A 17949-nucleotide genomic window follows, 5' to 3' on the forward strand; every position below is an offset into this window, starting at 1 on the left:
CCTTCACCCAGGTGTACGACCAGGTCAGCGGGCCGGGGCTGGGGCGGGTGGCGGGGCTGGGGCGCCGCCCCGCCCCCACCCCCGGGGTGGGCGGCGGAGTACGTGTGGGTGGTTGGGGCGCCCCCCCCCCCCCACCCCCCGCCCCCCCCCCCCGGTGGGGGGCCCCACGTCTACGCGCAACTGGCCACCGACTTCGGCATCAAGGACGCCACGACCTTCGTGGTCCTGTCCGCCTCCCCTCCCCTTCTCACCGCCACCTGGGCCCTGATGCGGGAGTCCCTGCTCGCCGGACGTGCCTCACGTACCGGAAAGGAGCTGGTGGCGGCAGGGGTCTCCCTGGCCAACCGGTGTCCGTTCTGCGCGACCGCGCACGCGGTGCTGCTGCACGCCACCGGCGACCACCGGCTCGCCGAGACGGTGCTGCGGGGCGACGAGCCGGAGGACCCCGGCGACCGCCGTCTGCTCGCCTGGGGCAAGGACATGAGCAGACCGCAGCCGTTCCCGGGGCACGAGGCGGACGAGTACGTGGGGACGGCGCTCGCCTTCCACTTCATCAACCGTGTGGTGTCCTCTCTGCTTTCCGAACAGATGCTGCCCGGCGGCGTGGAGAAGTACCGGCTGGTGCGGAGCACGGCGGGCCGTTCACTGGCGGCGACCGTGCGCCGCGAACTGCGGCCCGGCACCTCCCTGCCGTTGCTCGGCACCTCCGGTGAGGCACCGCCGTGGGCGGCGCAGGGCCCGGTCGGGACGGCCTACGGCGCGCTGCGCTCGGCCGCGTACCAGGGGGCGGGACTGCTCAGCGACGAGGACGCCGCGTTCGTGCGGGAGTCGGTGGCGGGCTGGGACGGTGTCACCCCGCTGCCCCTGGCGGCCCGGCTGCCGGAACGGAAGGACCGGCCGGGAGCCAGGCTCGCACTGCTCGCCGCGCGGGCCCCGTACCGGATCACCGACGAGGACGTGGCGGCCTGGCGCGTCCCGCCGTTCACGGATCACTGCCTGGTCCACCTGATCGCCTTCGGCGCGATCTGCGCCGTCGAGCGCGTAGAGGCACTCCTTCGGACGGCTACCGAGGAGCGCGCGTGAACGTCGCGGAGGCGTGGCACGGTCCTCCCGGCCGGCACCGGGCCGCTCACCCCGGGCGGTGGGACGCGGTGCCGGCGCACGCCGCCGCGCTGGGCTACGGCGTCCCCGGGGCCGGCGGCCGGTGCTCGTACCAGCGGAGGTCGGCCTCCAGCTGGGCGGCGAGCGAGATGAGCCGAGCCTCGCTGCGGGAAGGGCCGAGGAGCTGCGCGCCGAGGGGCAGGCCGTCGCGGGTGAAGCCCGCCGGGACGTTGACGCCGGGCCACCCCAGGACGTTCCAGGGCCAGGCGTAGGGGCAGGCCGAGGTCATCGCGAGGTCGGTGCGCCAGGCGCTGAGGTGGTCGAAGGCTCCGACCCTTGGCGGCGGGGCGGCCGTGGTCGGGGTGAGCAGCACGTCGTATCCGTGTCCCTCGCGGGCGGTGTCGAAGAAGGCACCGATCCTGGCGTGCTGGCGCACCTCCCGCGCGCGGGCGGCCCGCACGATCCGGCCGCCGAGGCGTGTACCGGTGCGCAGGGCACTGCGGGTGCGGGGGTCGAGGAGCCCGGGTTCGGGGTGCAGCGCGGCGAGCTCGGCGATGCCGGCGGTGGCCCGGGGCACGAAGGAGAGACCGATCAGTCCGTAGCGGGGGCGGGCCTCCTCGACGTGGTGGCCGAGCCGGGCGAGGGTTTCGGCGAGCGCGGTGACGGCACGCAGGACCTCCGGGTGGGGCTCGTTGCGGGTGAGGGTGAGAGGGGGCCGCAGGGAGACGCCGATGCGCAGCCTTCCCGGGTCACGGCGGGCCGCGGCGGACGCGTCGACGGCGGGCGGGCGGTGCGGGTCACCGGGGTGCGGTCCCGCCGCGGCGTCCAGGAGGAGGGCGGCGTCCGCGACGGTGCGGGCGAGCGGGCCGTTGACCGTGAGGCCCTGGAAGGCGTCGCTGTGGGGGTGGACCGAGATCCGGCCGCGCTGCGGTTTGATGCCGACGAGGTGGGTCCAGGCGGCGGGGATACGGATGGAACCCGCGCCGTCCGAACCCAGCGCGGCGGGGACGAGTCCGGCGGCCACGGCCGCCGCGGAGCCGCCGGACGAACCGCCGGGCGTGTGATCGGTGCTCCAGGGGTTGCGGGTGACGCCGAAGGCCGGCCCTTCGGTGAAGGCCCACTGCCCGAGCTCGCAGGAGTTGGTCTTGCCGACGACGACGGCCCCGGCGGCCCGGAGCCTGCGGACGGCCTCGCTGTCGGCGGCGGCGGGCGGCAGTGCGCCGTCGCAGCCGAAGTAGGTGGGCATCCCGGCGACGTCGGTGTCGTCCTTGACCGCCACCGGCACCCCGAGCAGCGGAAGCCGCTCCCCTGCCTCGAGCCGCCGGTCGGCTTCGGCCGCCTCGGCGAGCGCGGCTTCCGTACGCAGCTGGCGGAAGGCGTTGAGGGTGTGACGGCTCGCCTCGATGCGCGCGAGCGCCGCGGCGACCAGTCCGGACGAGGTCGTCCGGCCCTCGGCCAGGTCCCGGGCGCAGTCCATGAGTCCGGGCTGTACGGGCGGCTCCACCGGCCTGATCGGTCCGGTCCGCTCCGTGGGGTCTGCTGAGGACATCGCCACCGCCTCCTCGCGTCCGCCGGAGCACCGGCCCCCGGGGTCCGCCCGGGGGTCCGCCCGAGCGGGTCTACTGGAGAGTAACGAGGCGGGAGGGCCCGCTCAAGCATCCGCGCGCGCGGATCGGGCCCCGTCTCCCCTTCCCCCTGCGGAGCGCCCTGTTGGAGCGCGACCGCAGGAGGGCCCCGCGGGAGACGGGTGACAACAGCCGGCCGCTACGGCCGCACGTGGATCTCGCCGATCCCCGAACCGAGGCCGGCACAGTGGGCGGTCGACTGCCCGGATTCGCCCGGCCTCAGCGTGACGTGCTCACCGTCCACGTCGGGGGACCAGCCGCAGACCAGGTGGACCCAGAAGGTCTGCGTGGCCGAGCCGTTGTTCCGGCAGAGCGCGTAACCGGTGTAGTCGTCGATCGCGTGCTTGCCGGTGTCGCACGACAGCCCGGGCGGAATGGCGGCCGCGGGTGCGACGGCCACCGCCGAGGTGGCGGGCACGGCGAGTGCGACGGTCAGACCTGCGACGGCCGCACCCCGAACCAGTGCGCGGACGGCGTTCCCCTTGAGCAGCTTCTTCATGTCTCCCCTTGATTCCGGTCGAGTTCCGGTGATCTTCAGGGCTGCTCTCCCCCACGTTCCGTAGCCGAAAACAGCGCCGAACCTCACCCTCCGTACACCCGGTCAGCAGTGCGCGGGCGTGCGCTCACCAGAAGGAGTGAACCCTCTCGCGTAGGCCCTGACCAGGGACGTTCTATGAAGGGCGCCGCGCCAAGGCAGCACGCGAGCGTCATGGCGCTTCCGGCGTGTCGTGACAGCGGGAAGCCAGGAGGTGTCCGCCCCTCGATGTGCGGGGCCCATCGCTTCGAGGGGACAGGATGCGCACCACCGGCCGTCGTTCAGGCCCGGGTGTAGCCGCCGTCGGCGAAGAGTTCGGCGCCGGTGACGAACGACGAGGCGTCCGAAGCCAGGAAGAGAGCGGCCTCGGCGATTTCCTCGGCGTCGGCCAGCCGCCCCAGCGGCACGACGGCCTCGGCGAACCGGTCGACGTCCGGCCCCGCCGCGCTCACCAGGCCAGGGGTCCGCGTGGGTCCCGGGCTGAGCACGTTGACCCGGAATCGGCGCTCCCGCGACTGCCGGGACCAGTTGTGCACGAGGTTGCTCACCGCCGCCTTCGAGGCGCTGTAGACCTCGAGTTGCTCATTGGGCCGCACGCTGTTGCTCGAGCCCACGACCACGATGGAGGCGTTCTCCGCCAGCAGCGGAAGCGCCTTCTGAACGGTGAACAGTGGGCCCTTGACGTTGACGGCGAGCGTCAGGTCGACGTTCGCCTCGGTGTGGGAGCCGAGCGCGGCGTCCGCGACGATTCCCGCGTTGGCCACCAGCACGTCGATGCGTCCGGCCTCCTCGCGGACTCGCGCGTAGAGCGCGTCCAGGTCGGCCAGGACCGAGACGTCGGATCGTACGCCGGTGGCCGCAGGGCCCATCTCCTTGACCGCCGCTTCGAGGCGGTCGATGTCCCGGCCGGTCACGAAGACCCGTGCGCCCTCCCGGACGAAGCGGTGGGCGATGGCCAGTCCGATCCCGCTGGTCCCTCCGGTGATCACGGCCACCTTCTCCTGCAGCATGCCTGGCATGTCGAACCCCTTCAGTTATGGAATGGATCGTCCATAAGGTAGGCAGTAATGGACGATCGAGTCAAGAATGGATACGCTGAGGCCATGCCGAGACCACGCGCATTCGACGAACGCCAAGTCCTGCAGCGGGCCCGGGAACAGTTCTGGGCGACCGGCTATGCAGGAACCCGGATGGACGACATCGCAAAGGCGACCGGCCTGGGCAAGGGCAGCCTGTACGGCGCATTCGGCGACAAGGGCAAGCTGTTCCACCGTGTGTTCGGCGACTGGTGCACCGCAGTCGTCGAGGTGGCCGAAGGGCGGCTGGCAGGTGGCCCGGACGCAGAGGCGTTGGCGCGGCTGTCGGGATACGTGCACCTGATGGCGGAGAACGCCGCCTCCGACACCGAGCGCCGCGGGTGCCTGTTGGCCAAGGGCGCGGCGGAACTGGCCCAGCACGATCCGACGGTCGCCGGCCGGTCGGCCGAGACCATGACGGCGCTGCTGACCCTGCTGCGGACGGAGATCAGCGCCGCCCAGCGCCACGGCGACATCGATAGCACCGCGGATCCGGAGCGGTTGGCGGCACTGCTGCTGACGGTGGTCCGCGGTATCGAGGCGGTGGGCAAGGCCGGCCTGAACCCGGAGGCCCTGCGGAACATTGCAGACACCGCACTGGCGGTCCTGCCCATGCCCGAGGGACAGAAACACCTCGCAACCGGGCGCAGTACGGCCCGCGAGAACTGACTCGGCGCCATCACGGGCACATGATCCGCCGGACAGCGCCTGGACATCGAAGCAGCCGGTCCGCCCCTGCCGGCAGTCGCGGGCCTATCCGCCGGGTGGGGCGAGTTCGAACCGCAGGCCGGGGTGATCACGCCGAGCCGCTTCGATCATTCCGGGCGACAGATCGATCCCGAACGCGTCCACGCCCAGTGCATGCGAGTGGGCCGTGATCCTCCCTGGCCCGCATCCCACATCCGCAACCGGTCCTCCGCCGCTGTGCGCATGAGGTCGGCGTACAGCGTCAGGACCGTGCGCTCGCGGTCGAACGCGGGTGGCCTGCCGCCCCGACTGCCGCGCCGCAGCCGATGGCAGCACTGATCGGCCGGAACGGGGATGACCGCCCGGATACCGCACTTGCACAGGCGGTCATGACGCGAGCGAAGGCGGGCGCGTCACCGGCCTGTACGGCGGTGAGCACGAAGGCCGGTGGCCGGCATTGGGCATCGGAGGCCAGGCGCCCTCATCGACGGGGTCTGCGAGACAGAACATGGTGGCTTCGGGGTCCATGCCGAGCGCGGCGGCGACGAGTTCGGGGTCCGATGGTGTTGACCAGGTGCGGCTCTGCCTGGATCCGTTCTTTCAGGTCGCGTCGCCGAGAAGGGCTTGGAGGGCCTGCCGGAAGGCGGGGGTGTCGATGTCCTGGCCGATGGCCAGGCGCTGCGAATATCCCGTGAGCATGGCGAGCAGTGCGCCGGCCACACCGGAGGGGTCCGGCGCGTCGGGCAGACCTCGGGCGCAGCGATCCTGGCGGATCAGCCCGGCGACCTTCTCCTGATCCTTGGCCAGTTGTCCCCGGATCTGGACGGCGAGGCCGGGAGAGACGGCGGCCTCAGCCCAGACCTGCGCCATCAGCCGGGCGTGCCCGCCATGGCGGGCACGGACCCGGTCGAGCAGTCCGGCCGCGTCGCGGATGCCGGCGAGGTCGACGAGGTCGTCCACGGCATTCTCGCAGACGGCCGCCACCAGGTCGTTCTTGCTGGGGAAGTAGCTGTAGACCGCCCCGGTGGACAGTCCGCTGGCGGCGACGATCTCACCGGTGGAGGCCTGAGCGAAACCCTTGGCCGCGAACACCTCGCGGGCGGCGGCCAAGATCTGCCGGCGCCGGGCGTCACGGTGCTCCTGGGTGACCTTGGGCATAAAAGAACGACCTCTCGTTTTTAATGTAGGATGAGCCCATCGTACCCGGCCGTCGGCTTCCAGAAGGCGGCGGCGCCCGACGCAGGAGTTTGTCCCATGACATCCACCACCGTGACATCCACCTCCGGGCCGGCCGGCGAGTTTGCAGGCGTTCGAGTCCTGATCACTGGCGGCACGAAGGGAATCGGCGCGGCTGTCGCGATCCGGTTCGCCGAGGCCGGGGCCGACGTCGTCGTCGCGGCCCGCACACCGGTCGACGAGACGCCGGCCGGCAGGTTCGTCGCCGCCGACATCGCCACCTCCGACGGGACAGCCACTCTCGCCGCGCAGGCGACGCAATTGCTCGGCGGAATCGACGTCCTGGTCAACAACGCCGGCAGCCAGACGTACATCCCCGGCGGGGCACTCGACGCGACCGACGACGACTGGTACCGCGACCTCGATACCAACCTGATGTCCGCCGTCCGCCTGGACCGGGCCCTGCTGCCAGGGATGATCGCGCAGAACCGCGGAGTCATCATTCACGTCACGTCGGGTCAGGCACGCATGCCCGGCACCGCCTCGCTCCCGTACGCGGCGGCGAAGGCCGCGACGACCGTCTACAGCAAGGGCCTGGCCAACGAGGTCGGCAAGCACGGCATCAGGGTGAACACCGTCGTCCCCGGACTCATCGAAACCCCGGCCGTCACCCAGCGCCTGGACCAGATGGCCGCCGACAGCGGGCGGGACACGGAAACGGCCCGCCGCCAGCTGATCGACCGGGTCGGCATCCCGCTCGGGCACCCCGGCCGGCCCGCCGATGTCGCCGAAGTCGTCGCGTTCCTCGCCTCCGACCGCGCGGCGTACCTCACCGGCGGCCAGTACGTCGTCGACGGCGGCACCATCCCGACGGTCTGACCAGGCGTGATCGCTCACTGAACGGTGCCGGACGGATCCCTGTGAGGTTCCGTCAGTGGTGGTGCTGGCGAGCGAGGACACCCGGGGGCTCGGCATCCTGAACCCAATTCCGGTCACCAGCGCACGTACCCCGTTGCGTTCAGGCCCCCTGCCCGCAACCGGTGCCAGTCAGACCGCTCCGGGGGAATAGCTGCTCGACCGCGGTCACCACGGCGGCGCGACGGGCCGCGGTGGAGGAGTCTGTGGCGTGCTCGGCCGCGGCTTCGGCGAGTTCGGTTTGGGCTGCCCAGGTAGTGGCGATCTGGTTGACCAGGGCGAGGACGTCGGCCGGGTCCCAGGCGGGACTGAGTTGCCCGGCCCGCTGAGCCTGGCGGAGCTGGTCGAGCTTGCGGGTGATGGCCGCCCGGGTGGGATCGGCTTCGGCGGCCGCGGCGTCAGCCAGTTCGAGGCGACCCCAGGTGATCAGGCGGTGATGGTCCGGGCGGGCGGTGAAGTAGTCGAACAGGCGGCCCGCGTAGCCGGGAAGGTCGGACGGGTCTATCTGGGTGGCTTCGGCGATGACGGCGAGCTCTCGCGCGGCAACATGGGCGTAGAGCGCTTCCTTGCTGCGGAAGTAGGCGTAGACCCGCTCCTTGCTGGTCCGGGCCAGTTTGGCGATGCGGTCGACGCGGGCGCCGGCGATGCCGTGGCGGGCGAACTCCTCCATGGCGGCGGCGAGGATCCGCTCACGCGTGGTGTCGCTGCTACCAGAAGCAGCAGCGTGCGCTGGTGCCTGGCCGGAGTCGGGGGAATGGGACATAACCCCAGGATAAAGCACCGAACGGTTTGGTTTGGCGTTGCAGGACATCTGCGCGTAACGTTAAAACCGAACAGTTCGGTTCGACCCGTTCGGGGTGGGGCCGACAAGCACTGAGGAAGTGAACTCATGCAGCACCGCAACCTGGGCTCTCAGGGCCTGCGCGTCTCGGCGCTCGGGCTGGGCGTCATGGGCATGTCCATGGCCTACGGCGCCTCGAACGATGACGAGGGCACCGCAACCATCCACCGCGCCCACGAACTCGGGATCGACTTCTTCGACACCGCCGAGCTGTACGGCGCCGGTACCGGCAGCAACGAGATCCTGCTGGGCAAAGCGGTCCGGGGCTTCCGTGACGAGGTGGTCCTGGCCACCAAGTTCGGCTTCGACATGACCTCCCAGCCGATCGGTTCCGGCTTCAACAGCCGCCCCGAGAACATCCGCAAGGTCGCCGAGAACAGCCTGCGCTACCTGCAGAGCGACCACATCGACCTCTTCTACCAGCACATCTCCGACCCCGACGTCCCTGCCGAGGAAGTCGCGGGCGTAGTCGGCGAGCTGATCACCGAGGGCAAGGTCAGGTACTTCGGCCTGAGCAACGTCGGACCCCAGTACATCCGCCGCGCCCATGCCGTCACCCCGGTCTCCGTCCTCCAGTACGAGTACTCCCTTTTCGAGCGCGAGGTCGAGGAGAAGATCCTCCCCGCCCTGCGGGAACTCGGCATCGGCCTGGTGCCCTACTCCCCGCTCGGCCGAGGCTTCCTGACCGGCGCGGTCAAGCCCGCGAGCGATTACCCCGCGGACGACATGCGCAGCTGGGACGAGCGCTGGCAGGGCGACAACTACACCTACAACCTCCGCGCCACCGAACAGCTCAAGGAACTGGCTGCGGCCAAGGGCATCACCACCGCCCAACTCGCGCTGGCCTGGCTCCTCGCCCAGGGCCAGGACGTCGTGCCCATCCCCGGCACCCGCAGTGCAGTACGTGTCGAGGAGAACGCCGGCGCGGACGGGGTCCAGCTCACCGACGCCGACCTGGCCCACATCACCGAGATCCTCCCCCATGGCTCGGCGGGCAGCCGCTACCCGGCAGCACGACTGTCCAGCTTCACCACCGACTGATCCAGCCGACGCCACAACGCCTCTCCACCGTTCATGTGGTGAGGCGCCGGTGGCAGATGAGAGCGGCGGCTATGCCGACGAAGGCGAGGAAGTGCTCGGGCTTGCGTTCGTAGCGGCGGTGCGGGCGACGCCATCCGCCAAGCCAGGAAACCGTACGTTCAACGACCCATCGGTGACGGCCGAGCCGCTGCGAGGGCTCGATGCCCTTGCGGGCGATGCGGTGGCGAATGCCGCGACTGCGGAGCCACCGTCGCAGGTGCTTGTAGTCGTAGCCCTTGTCATGCAGTTTCGCCGGGCGCCTGCGTCGAGGTCCGCGGCGGGAGCGGATGGGCGGGATGCCGCGCACAAGCGGTTCCAGGGCCTGGCAGTGGGAGCCGCCGGCCCGGGTGCGGTCCGGCGGCTCGTCTTCCGACACGCTCGGCGGCCTGCGTCTCGCGAACCGTCACGGCTTCGACCGGCGCCCGTCCCACGGTCGCGTCCTGCGCGCCGGCGACAGGGTGGTGCCGGCCACGACCCGGCGAGGACTGGACATCCTCACGCGAGGGGCCATGATCCCCGAGCGCAGCCGACGCCCTCGAGAAGAGGCCGGTCAGGTGACCGGCCGGCCCCGGTGCGACGGAAATCGTCAGGACGAGGTGGTGGAGTGGCCGGGACACGCTGGTGTCGGGCCGCGGGAGAGCCCCTGACGGGCCAATGGCGATCGGCTTCTCCGCAGGTGGGCGGTTGCGGCGTAAGGGTCTCGTCAAAGACATGCCAATGGCCGTAAGGGACCTGTCAACGGAAGGCACGGACCCCCGGCAATGGGGGTTTGCTCAAGGGGTCCGAGTTCCCGTATCTCACCTAGGAGCACACGATGGCCGACGTGGCCTTCGTCGTCACCACGATCGCGGTCTTCGCGCTGGTGGCTCTTGTCGCCAGGGGGGTGGCCAAGCTGTGACCGCCGAAAACATCGTCGGCCTCGTCGTGGCCGTTGCCCTGTTGGGCTATCTCGTCGTCGCCCTTATTTTCCCCGAGAGGTTCTGAGCCCGATATGAGCCCGCTCCTCGCTGGTGTGCTCCAGGTTCTCGCGCTCGTTGCGGCGCTGGGACTGGCATACCGGCCGCTCGGCGACTACATGGCCCACGTCTATTCCTCTCCGAAGCACCTGCGGGTGGAGAAGTGGATATACAAGGCCATCGGCGCCAACCCGAACACGGAGATGCGCTGGCCCGCGTATCTCCGCGGTGTGCTCGCGTTCTCCGCGGCAAGCGTTCTCTTCCTCTATGTGCTGCAGCGGCTGCAGGGATCCCTGCCTGGTTCGCTCGGCTTCTCGTCGATCGACCCGGACCAGGCGTTCAACACGGCCGCGTCGTTCGTCGCGAACACCAACTGGCAGTCGTACTACGGCGAGCAGGCCATGGGCCACGTCGTCCAGACCGGCGGCCTCGCGGTGCAGAACTTCGTCTCGGCCGCCGTCGGCATCGCCGTCGCCGTGGCCCTGGTGCGCGGCTTCGCACGCTCCCGCACCGGTGAGCTGGGCAACTTCTGGTCCGACCTGGTGCGCGGCACCGTACGGATCCTGATCCCCATCGCGGTGATCGGGGCCCTCGTACTGGTGGCCTGCGGTGTCATCCAGAACTTCTCCGGCATCCATCAGGTCGGACAGTTCATGGGCGGCACACAGGAGTGGAACGGGGGTGCGGTCGCCTCACAAGAGGTGATCAAGGAACTGGGGACGAACGGCGGGGGCTACTTCAACGCCAACTCGGCCCATCCCTTCGAGAACCCCAACGGGCTGTCGAACCTCTTCGAGATCTTCCTGATCCTCGTCATCCCGTTCGCTCTGACCCGCACGTTCGGCCGAATGGTCGGCTCCGTGAAGCAGGGCTACGCGATCCTCGCGACCATGGGCGTCATCTGGCTCGGATTCACCGCACTGATGATGTGGACCGAATTCTCCCACCACGGGCCCGCATTCGAAATCGCGGGCGGGGCGATGGAAGGCAAGGAGACCCGGTTCGGAATCGGTGGTTCGTCGATCTTCGCGGTAGCCACGACACTGACGTCGACAGGTGCGGTGAATTCGTTCCATTCATCGTTCACGGGCTTCGGTGGCGGCATCACGATGCTCGGCATGCAACTGGGCGAGATCGCCCCTGGTGGCACAGGATCCGGCCTTTACGGAATGCTGATCATGGCGATCATCGCGGTATTCATCGCCGGTCTGATGGTGGGCCGTACACCGGAATACCTCGGGAAGAAGATCGGCACCCGGGAGATCAAGCTCGCAGCTTGCTACATCCTGATCACGCCGGCCCTGGTGCTGTGTTTCACCGGGGCTGCAATGGCTTTGCCCACGCCTCCCGATTCGATGACGAATACCGGTGCTCACGGCTTCTCGGAGATCCTTTACGCCTATACCTCCGGCGCCAACAACAACGGCTCGGCGTTCGCCGGCCTCAACGCGGACACCCAGTGGTTCAACACGACCATCGGCCTGGCCATGCTCCTCGGCCGGTTCCTTCCGATGGTGTTCGTGCTGGCACTGGCCGGCTCACTGGCCGCGCAGAAGCCCGTACCGGCGACGGCGGGAACGCTGGGCACGCACAAACCGCTCTTCAGCGGGCTGCTGGTCGGCACGATCCTGATCATCACCGGGCTGACCTACTTCCCGGCACTCGCGCTGGGACCGCTGGCCGAAGGGCTGGCGTCATGACCAATCGTCTGAAGCAAGAGGACTCGATGTCCACTGTCACCCGCAGCCGGTCGCCGCACCAGGACGCTCCCACGGGTCACCAGGGCGAAGGGCGCGTCGGCGGGGGTCTGTTCGATCCCAGGCAACTCGTCAGGTCACTCCCTGACGCGGTACGCAAACTGCACCCCCGAGTCATGGTCAAATCCCCGGTCATGTTCGTGGTGCTGATCGGTTCGGTGCTCACCACCGTGCTCGCGGTCCTGGATCCGACCGACTGGTTCGGCTGGGCCATCGCGGTCTGGCTGTGGCTCACGACGATCTTCGCCAACCTGGCGGAGGCGGTCGCCGAGGGCCGCGGCAAGGCTCAGGCCGACACGCTGCGCAAGGCCAAGACCGACACCGTTGCCCGCCGCGTCGTCGGCGGGAACGAGGAGCGGGTCGCCGGCACGGACCTGCGGATCGGAGACCTGGTCGTCTGTGAAGCAGGAGACATCATCCCGGGCGACGGGGATGTCGTGGAGGGCGTGGCCTCGGTCGACGAGTCCGCGATCACGGGTGAGTCCGCGCCGGTCATCCGCGAGTCGGGCGGTGACCGCTCGGCGGTGACCGGCGGTACGAAGGTGCTCTCCGACCGCATCGTCGTCAAGATCACCACCAAGCCGGGCGAGACCTTCATCGACCGGATGATCGCCCTGGTGGAGGGCGCCGCCCGGCAGAAGACCCCCAACGAGATCGCCCTGAACATCCTCCTGGCGTCCCTCACCATCGTCTTCCTGCTCGCCGTCGTGACCCTGCAGCCTTTCGCGATCTACGCCGGCGAGAGGCAGTCGATGATCGTGCTGACCGCCCTGCTGGTCTGCCTGATCCCGACCACGATCGGTGCGCTGTTGTCCGCCATCGGGATCGCGGGCATGGACCGTCTGGTGCAGCGCAACGTCCTCGCGATGTCGGGGCGTGCCGTCGAGGCCGCCGGTGACGTCTCGACCCTGCTGCTCGACAAGACCGGCACCATCACGCTCGGCAACCGGCAGGCCGCCGAGTTCCTCCCGGTCAAGGGCACCACGGAGGCCGAACTCGCGGACGCCGCCCAGCTCTCCTCGCTGGCCGACGAGACGCCCGAGGGACGGTCCGTCGTCGTGCTGGCCAAGGAGAAGTACGGGCTGCGCGAACGACACCAGGGCGAACTGTCGGCTGCCGAGTGGGTGGCGTTCACGGCACAGACCCGCATGTCGGGCGTCGACCTCACCGAGAACGGCACCGCCCGCCGGGTCCGCAAGGGTGCGTCGGGATCCGTACTCGCCTGGGTCCGCGACCAGGGCGGTTCCATCGCCGAGGACGCCGGCCGACTGACCGACGCTATCTCCGAGGCAGGCGGTACACCGCTCCTCGTCGCCGTCCATGACGGCCGGGGTGCCCGGATCCTGGGTGTCATCCATCTCAAGGACGTCGTCAAGGAGGGCATGCGGGAGCGGTTCGACGAACTGCGCCGGATGGGCATCCGTACGGTCATGATCACGGGTGACAACCCGCTGACCGCCAAGGCGATCGCCGAGGAGGCGGGAGTCGACGACTTCCTCGCCGAGGCCACCCCCGAGGACAAGATGGCCCTCATCAAGCGGGAGCAGGCGGGCGGCAAGCTCGTCGCGATGACGGGTGACGGCACCAACGACGCCCCCGCCCTCGCCCAGGCGGACGTCGGCGTGGCGATGAACACCGGCACCTCGGCCGCCAAGGAGGCCGGGAACATGGTGGACCTGGACTCCAACCCCACCAAACTCATCGAGATCGTCGAGATCGGCAAGCAGCTCCTCATCACCCGGGGCGCCCTGACCACCTTCTCCATCGCCAACGACGTCGCGAAGTACTTCGCGATCATCCCGGCCATGTTCGCCGTGGCCTACCCGGGCCTCGACAAGCTCAACATCATGGGCCTGGCGTCTCCCGAGTCCGCGATCCTGTCCGCCGTCATCTTCAACGCGCTGATCATCATCGCCCTCGTACCGCTCGCTCTGAAGGGCGTGCGCTACCGCCCCAGCAGCGCCGACTCCATGCTGCGGCGCAACCTCGGGATCTACGGACTCGGCGGCCTCGTCGCCCCGTTCATCGGCATCAAGATCATCGATCTGATCATCTCCCTCATCCCAGGAATCGGCTGACCTGCCATGAACAACTCCCTAGGAAACTCCGCACGACTGTTCGGGGCAGGGCTGCGGGCCCTGCTCGTCCTCACCCTGGTCTGCGGCGTCCTCTACCCGCTCGCCGTGACCGGTGTCGCCCAGGGGCTCATGCCGGACCGCGCCAACGGCTCCGAGATCACCTCGAACGGCAGGGTCGCCGGCTCCGAACTCATCGGTCAGCGCTACGACCTGCCGCTCGAGAAGGGTCAGGAAACCGCCGCCCCCGATCTCAAGTGGTTCCAGCCGCGCCCGTCCAACGGCCTCGGCACCAACAGCGTCAACACCCAGTACAAGCTGATCCTCTCCGGAGCGACCAACCGCTCCGGAGACAACCAGGAACTCATCGACTGGGTCACCGCCGCCAAGGCCGCGGTGGTCGAGGACAACTCCGTCCCCGGCCATCCCGTCATCCCCTCGCAGGTGCCGGCCGACGCCGTCACCTCCTCGGGCTCCGGTCTCGACCCCGACATCTCCCCGGCGTACGCACAGCTCCAGGTACGCCGCGTCGCCGAGCGCAACCACCTCGACGCCGGACAGGTCGAGAAGCTCGTCGAGCAGCACACCGAGGGCCGGATCCTCGGATTCATGGGAGAGCCGAGGGTCAACGTCCTCCAGCTCAACATCGCGCTCAAGGATCTCGTCGAGCAGTGACCGGGTTACGGCAGTGGGCGGGAGCCGCGGGCCGGGAGCACCAGCCCCGGATCCCCGGTCCCCGCCCCGGCCCCCGGTCACGCCGGCTCGCGTACGACAGGAAGGCGGCACATGACCCGGGTGCTGGTGGTGGAGGACGAACCGCGGCTCGTCCGTGCCATCGCGATGAATCTGCACGCCCGTAAATACGACGTGGAATCCGCGCCGAACGGGAGCACCGCGCTACGGCTCGCTGCCGAGCGCCCCCCTGACGCCGTCCTCCTGGACCTCGGACTGCCGGACATGGACGGAATCGAGGTCCTGCAGGTGCTGCGGCGGTGGTCCCGGGCGCCGATCCTGGTGGTCTCCGCGCGCGGCGCGTCCCAAGACAGGATCAGAGCGCTCGACGCGGGTGCCGACGACTACATCACCAAACCGTTCGACATGGACGAACTCTTCGCCCGACTGCGGGTCGCCACCCGGCGTACGGGGACCGCTTCCACTGCCGGTGGCAACGGGAACGTCACCACCGAGGGATTCATCCTCGACCTGGTCGCGAAGGAAGCCAGGCGCGACGGACACACCGTACGTCTCACCCCGACCGAGTGGCAGTTGGTGGAGATCCTGATCCGCAACAGCGGGCGGCTCGTCAGCCGGCGCCAGCTCCTGGATGAGGTGTGGGGGCCCGACCGCCGGACGCACAGCAACTATCTCCGCGTCTACATGGCCCAGTTGCGGCGGAAGCTCGAACCTGATCCCGCGCACCCCCGTCACTTCATCACCGCCCCGGGCATGGGATACCGCTTCGAGGCATGAGGGCCGGCACGCCCCTCGAAGTTCCCCTCACTCCAGTCGACTTCAGAGAACGGAACCTGTCGGAACATGGGACGCGGGAAGCTTCGGATCTACCTCGGCGCAGCACCGGGGGTGGGCAAGACCTACGCGATGCTCTCGGAGGCGCACCGCCGGACGGAGCGGGGCACCGACTGCGTCGTCGCCTTCGTGGAACACCACGACCGTCCGCGCACCGAAGTGATGTTGCACGGCCTGGAGCAGGTCCGGAGGCGTGCGATGCGATACCGCTCGGGCGCCTTCACCGAGATGGACGTCGATGCCGTGCTGGAGCGCCGGCCCGCGGTGGCCCTGGTGGACGAGCTGGCCCACACCAACGTGCCGGGCTGCCGGAACGCCAAGCGCTGGCAGGATGTGGAGGAGCTGCTCGATGCCGGCATCGATGTCGTCTCGACCGTCAACATCCAGCATCTGGAGTCGCTCGGCGATGTCGTCGAGTCGATAACCGGCGTTCGACAGCGTGAGACCGTGCCCGACGAGGTGGTCCGCAGGGCGGATCAGATCGAACTGGTCGACATGTCTCCCCAGGCCCTGCGCCGCCGGATGGCCCACGGCAACATCTACAAGCCCGACAAGCTCGACGCGGCCCTGTCCAACTACTTCCGCCCCGGCAACCTCACCGCGCTGCGCGAGCTGGCGCTCCTCTGGGTCGCCGACCGGGTCGACGAATACCTCCAGCACTACCGCGGCGAGCACGACATCCGCACCACCTGGCAGGCCCGCGAACGCATCGTCGTCGGACTCACCGGCGGCCCCGAAGGCGCCACGCTGATCCGCCGGGCCGCACGGCTTGCCGAGAAGGGGGCCGGCGGCGAGGTGCTCGCGGTGTACATCACCAGAAGCGACGGTCTCACCTCCGCATCGCCCAGGGACCTCGCCATCCAGCGCACCCTGGTCGAGAACGTCGGCGGGACGTTCCACCACGTCGTCGGCGACGATGTGCCGCAGTCCCTGCTCGAGTTCGCGCGCGGTGTGAATGCCACCCAGATCATCCTCGGATCCAGCCGGCGCAAGACCTGGCAGTACGTGCTCGGGCCCGGCGTGGGGGCCACGGTGGCACGGGACTGCGGGCCCGACCTGGACGTCCACATCGTCACTCACGGAGAGGTGGCGCGCGGGCGGGGGCTGCCGGTGACCCGGCATGCGCGCCTGAGCACGGCCCGGAGCGTCTGGGGCTGGCTGGTCGGTTCAGCGGGCCCCGTCCTGCTCGTGGCGTTGCTCACCGACATCGATACCGATCTGGGGCTCGCCAACGACATGCTTCTGTTCCTGTCGCTGACGGTGGCCGCCGCGCTGGTGGGCGGGCTCCTCCCGGCGCTCGGTGCCGCCGCGCTCGGCTCACTTCTGCTGAACTACTACTTCACACCGCCCTTGCACCGGCTGACCATCGCCGACCCGAAGAACATCCTCGCCATCGCCATCTTTGTGGGTGTGGCGGTCTCGGTCGCGTCCGTGGTGGATCTGGCCGCCCGCCGCACGCACCAAGCAGCGCGGCTGCGGGCCGAGTCGGAGATCCTGTCCTTCCTCGCAGGCAGTGTGCTGCGCGGCGAGACCACCTTGGACGCGCTGCTGCAGCGGGTCCGGGAGACCTTCGGCATGGAGTCCGTCGCACTGCTGGAGCGGCAGAGCGAGGTCGAACCCTGGACCTGCACGGGAAGCGTCGGGCCGACGCCTGTCGCACGTCCCGAGAACGCCGATGTGGACATGCCGGTCGGAAGCCACATGGCGCTGGCCCTCTCCGGGCGCGTGCTGCCGGCCGAGGACCGCCGGGTGCTCGGCGCCTTCGCCGCCCAGGCAGCTGTCGTAATCGACCGTCAGCGCCTGCGGGGCGAGGCGGAACGGGCCCGTGAACACGCGGAGGGCGACAGGATACGCACGGCACTTCTGGCTGCCGTCAGCCACGACCTGCGGACACCTCTGGCCACCATCAAGGTGTCTGTCACATCTCTGCGCTCCGCCGATGTGCAGTGGTCCGACGAGGACCGGGCCGAGCTGCTGGTAGGGATCGAGGAGGGCGCCGACCGCCTCGACCACCTGATCGGGAACCTTCTGGACATGTCGCGGCTGGAAACCGGAACGGTTCGGCCGCTGATCCGCGCGACGGACCTCGACGAGGTCGTTCCCATGGCGCTGGGTGGTGTTCCGGAAGGCAGCGTCCGGCTGGACATCCCGGAGGATCTGCCCTTGGTGGCCGTCGACCCTGGGCTGCTGGAGCGCGCAGTCGCCAATGTCGTCGAGAACGCGGTGAAGTACGGCCCGCCGGGCGAACCGGTGCGGGTGGCGGTCAGCGCCATGGCCGACCGTGTCGAAGTCCGGGTGATCGACCGCGGGCCCGGCGTACCGGACGAGGCGAAGGAACGGATCTTCGCTCCCTTCCAGCGCTACGGCGACACCCCGCGCGGCGCCGGTGTCGGCCTGGGCCTGGCGGTCGCCCGTGGCTTCGTGGAGGCCATGGGGGGAATGCTTGCCGCCGAGGACACCCCGGGAGGGGGCTTCACCATGGTGCTCACCTTGCGTGCCGCCGGCGGCGGCCCCCCGGTCAGACCGGACCTTCCGGCCACGGTGACGTCATGACGCGTCCCCGCGGTCGGCCACCACGCCGTTCAGCGGTCTGCCGGT

At 69.7% G+C, this 17949-nt stretch carries 15 protein-coding genes and 3 pseudogenes; 10 read left to right on the forward strand and 8 right to left on the reverse strand.

Going from position 1 to position 17949, the window contains the following annotated elements; genetic code table 11:
- The first annotated feature begins 108 nt into the window (after positions 1 to 108).
- Complete coding sequence (locus ACFWFI_RS00335; protein WP_387383771.1) at positions 109 to 1083, forward strand: carboxymuconolactone decarboxylase family protein; 975 nt, start codon at positions 109 to 111, stop codon at positions 1081 to 1083.
- Between the two features lie 94 nt (positions 1084 to 1177).
- Here ACFWFI_RS00335 and ACFWFI_RS00340 read toward each other — a convergent pair whose 3' ends face one another.
- The 3 genes from ACFWFI_RS00340 to ACFWFI_RS00350 all read right to left on the reverse strand — a co-directional run bounded on the left by ACFWFI_RS00340 (position 1178) and on the right by ACFWFI_RS00350 (position 4280).
- Positions 1178 to 2650 (reverse strand): amidase, encoded by a 1473-nt coding sequence (locus ACFWFI_RS00340; RefSeq protein WP_387383773.1) that lies wholly within the window; start codon positions 2648 to 2650, stop codon positions 1178 to 1180.
- Positions 2651 to 2865: 215 nt separating this feature from the next.
- A complete protein-coding gene (locus ACFWFI_RS00345; RefSeq protein ID WP_387383775.1) occupies positions 2866 to 3225 on the reverse strand; it encodes a hypothetical protein in 360 nt (119 codons plus the stop codon).
- Positions 3226 to 3542: 317 nt separating this feature from the next.
- The gene (locus ACFWFI_RS00350) at positions 3543 to 4280 is read right to left on the reverse strand and encodes an SDR family NAD(P)-dependent oxidoreductase (protein ID WP_387383777.1); all 738 of its coding nucleotides are present in this window, start codon (positions 4278 to 4280) and stop codon (positions 3543 to 3545) included.
- Between the two features lie 84 nt (positions 4281 to 4364).
- Between ACFWFI_RS00350 and ACFWFI_RS00355 the strand changes: the two genes are divergently transcribed.
- Entirely contained in the window at positions 4365 to 5006 is a 642-nt protein-coding gene (locus tag ACFWFI_RS00355; RefSeq protein WP_387383779.1) for a TetR/AcrR family transcriptional regulator, read from the forward strand.
- 102 nt (positions 5007 to 5108) lie between these two features.
- On the opposite strand, the pseudogene ACFWFI_RS00360 reads toward ACFWFI_RS00355, so the two are convergent.
- From ACFWFI_RS00360 to ACFWFI_RS00370, 3 genes and pseudogenes are all read right to left on the reverse strand, one after another.
- Positions 5109 to 5299: pseudogene (locus ACFWFI_RS00360) on the reverse strand (class I SAM-dependent methyltransferase); the annotation flags it as partial.
- Positions 5300 to 5395 (reverse strand): annotated as a pseudogene (locus tag ACFWFI_RS00365) (IS5/IS1182 family transposase); the annotation flags it as partial. It lies immediately after the preceding pseudogene.
- A 229-nt stretch (positions 5396 to 5624) separates the two neighbouring features.
- Entirely contained in the window at positions 5625 to 6182 is a 558-nt protein-coding gene (locus ACFWFI_RS00370) for a TetR/AcrR family transcriptional regulator (protein WP_387383781.1), read from the reverse strand.
- Positions 6183 to 6278: 96 nt separating this feature from the next.
- Between ACFWFI_RS00370 and ACFWFI_RS00375 the strand changes: the two genes are divergently transcribed.
- Positions 6279 to 7079: an SDR family oxidoreductase gene (locus ACFWFI_RS00375; protein ID WP_387383783.1), complete on the forward strand. Its 801-nt coding sequence runs from the start codon at positions 6279 to 6281 to the stop codon at positions 7077 to 7079.
- Between the two features lie 139 nt (positions 7080 to 7218).
- On the opposite strand, the gene ACFWFI_RS00380 is transcribed toward ACFWFI_RS00375, so the two are convergent.
- Positions 7219 to 7878: a TetR family transcriptional regulator gene (locus ACFWFI_RS00380; protein WP_387383785.1), complete on the reverse strand. Its 660-nt coding sequence runs from the start codon at positions 7876 to 7878 to the stop codon at positions 7219 to 7221.
- A 126-nt stretch (positions 7879 to 8004) separates the two neighbouring features.
- On the opposite strand from ACFWFI_RS00380, the gene ACFWFI_RS00385 reads away from it, so the two are divergent.
- Positions 8005 to 8997, forward strand: a complete 993-nt coding sequence (locus tag ACFWFI_RS00385; RefSeq protein WP_387383787.1) for an aldo/keto reductase — start codon at positions 8005 to 8007, stop codon at positions 8995 to 8997.
- A gap of 31 nt (positions 8998 to 9028) precedes the next feature.
- Here the strand turns inward: ACFWFI_RS00385 and ACFWFI_RS00390 are convergent.
- A pseudogene (locus tag ACFWFI_RS00390) lies at positions 9029 to 9361 on the reverse strand (transposase); the annotation flags it as partial.
- A gap of 569 nt (positions 9362 to 9930) precedes the next feature.
- Here ACFWFI_RS00390 and kdpF point away from each other — a divergent pair.
- The 6 genes from kdpF to ACFWFI_RS00420 all read left to right on the forward strand — a co-directional run bounded on the left by kdpF (position 9931) and on the right by ACFWFI_RS00420 (position 17904).
- Complete coding sequence (gene kdpF / locus ACFWFI_RS00395; RefSeq protein WP_203184985.1) at positions 9931 to 10020, forward strand: K(+)-transporting ATPase subunit F; 90 nt, start codon at positions 9931 to 9933, stop codon at positions 10018 to 10020.
- Positions 10021 to 10027: 7 nt separating this feature from the next.
- Positions 10028 to 11692 (forward strand): potassium-transporting ATPase subunit KdpA, encoded by a 1665-nt coding sequence (kdpA, locus tag ACFWFI_RS00400; RefSeq protein WP_387383789.1) that lies wholly within the window; start codon positions 10028 to 10030, stop codon positions 11690 to 11692.
- Positions 11689 to 13827 (forward strand): potassium-transporting ATPase subunit KdpB, encoded by a 2139-nt coding sequence (gene kdpB / locus ACFWFI_RS00405; protein ID WP_387383791.1) that lies wholly within the window; start codon positions 11689 to 11691, stop codon positions 13825 to 13827. The genes kdpA and kdpB overlap by 4 nt, the downstream gene beginning before the upstream one ends.
- A gap of 6 nt (positions 13828 to 13833) precedes the next feature.
- Positions 13834 to 14499 (forward strand): potassium-transporting ATPase subunit C, encoded by a 666-nt coding sequence (locus ACFWFI_RS00410; protein WP_387383793.1) that lies wholly within the window; start codon positions 13834 to 13836, stop codon positions 14497 to 14499.
- 111 nt (positions 14500 to 14610) lie between these two features.
- Positions 14611 to 15294, forward strand: coding sequence for a response regulator transcription factor (locus ACFWFI_RS00415; RefSeq protein ID WP_387383795.1), 684 nt, complete (start codon positions 14611 to 14613; stop codon positions 15292 to 15294).
- 66 nt (positions 15295 to 15360) lie between these two features.
- Entirely contained in the window at positions 15361 to 17904 is a 2544-nt protein-coding gene (locus ACFWFI_RS00420; RefSeq protein WP_387383797.1) for an ATP-binding protein, read from the forward strand.
- Positions 17905 to 17949: the final 45 nt, after the last annotated feature.

Source organism: Streptomyces sp. NPDC060209, assembly GCF_042728155.1.
Classification (GTDB): domain Bacteria; phylum Actinomycetota; class Actinomycetes; order Streptomycetales; family Streptomycetaceae; genus Streptomyces.

Excerpts from the sequence above, each read along its gene's own strand:
- ACFWFI_RS00340 (WP_387383773.1), bottom strand. The coding sequence starts at position 2,650 with ATGTCCTCAGCAGACCCCACGGAGCGGACCGGACCGATCAGGCCGGTG.
- ACFWFI_RS00345 (WP_387383775.1), bottom strand. The coding sequence starts at position 3,225 with ATGAAGAAGCTGCTCAAGGGGAACGCCGTCCGCGCACTGGTTCGGGGT.
- ACFWFI_RS00350 (WP_387383777.1), bottom strand. The coding sequence starts at position 4,280 with ATGCCAGGCATGCTGCAGGAGAAGGTGGCCGTGATCACCGGAGGGACC.
- ACFWFI_RS00355 (WP_387383779.1), top strand. The coding sequence starts at position 4,365 with ATGCCGAGACCACGCGCATTCGACGAACGCCAAGTCCTGCAGCGGGCC.
- ACFWFI_RS00370 (WP_387383781.1), bottom strand. The coding sequence starts at position 6,182 with ATGCCCAAGGTCACCCAGGAGCACCGTGACGCCCGGCGCCGGCAGATC.
- ACFWFI_RS00375 (WP_387383783.1), top strand. The coding sequence starts at position 6,279 with ATGACATCCACCACCGTGACATCCACCTCCGGGCCGGCCGGCGAGTTT.
- ACFWFI_RS00380 (WP_387383785.1), bottom strand. The coding sequence starts at position 7,878 with ATGTCCCATTCCCCCGACTCCGGCCAGGCACCAGCGCACGCTGCTGCT.
- ACFWFI_RS00385 (WP_387383787.1), top strand. The coding sequence starts at position 8,005 with ATGCAGCACCGCAACCTGGGCTCTCAGGGCCTGCGCGTCTCGGCGCTC.
- kdpA (WP_387383789.1), top strand. The coding sequence starts at position 10,028 with ATGAGCCCGCTCCTCGCTGGTGTGCTCCAGGTTCTCGCGCTCGTTGCG.
- kdpB (WP_387383791.1), top strand. The coding sequence starts at position 11,689 with ATGACCAATCGTCTGAAGCAAGAGGACTCGATGTCCACTGTCACCCGC.
- ACFWFI_RS00410 (WP_387383793.1), top strand. The coding sequence starts at position 13,834 with ATGAACAACTCCCTAGGAAACTCCGCACGACTGTTCGGGGCAGGGCTG.
- ACFWFI_RS00415 (WP_387383795.1), top strand. The coding sequence starts at position 14,611 with ATGACCCGGGTGCTGGTGGTGGAGGACGAACCGCGGCTCGTCCGTGCC.
- ACFWFI_RS00420 (WP_387383797.1), top strand. The coding sequence starts at position 15,361 with ATGGGACGCGGGAAGCTTCGGATCTACCTCGGCGCAGCACCGGGGGTG.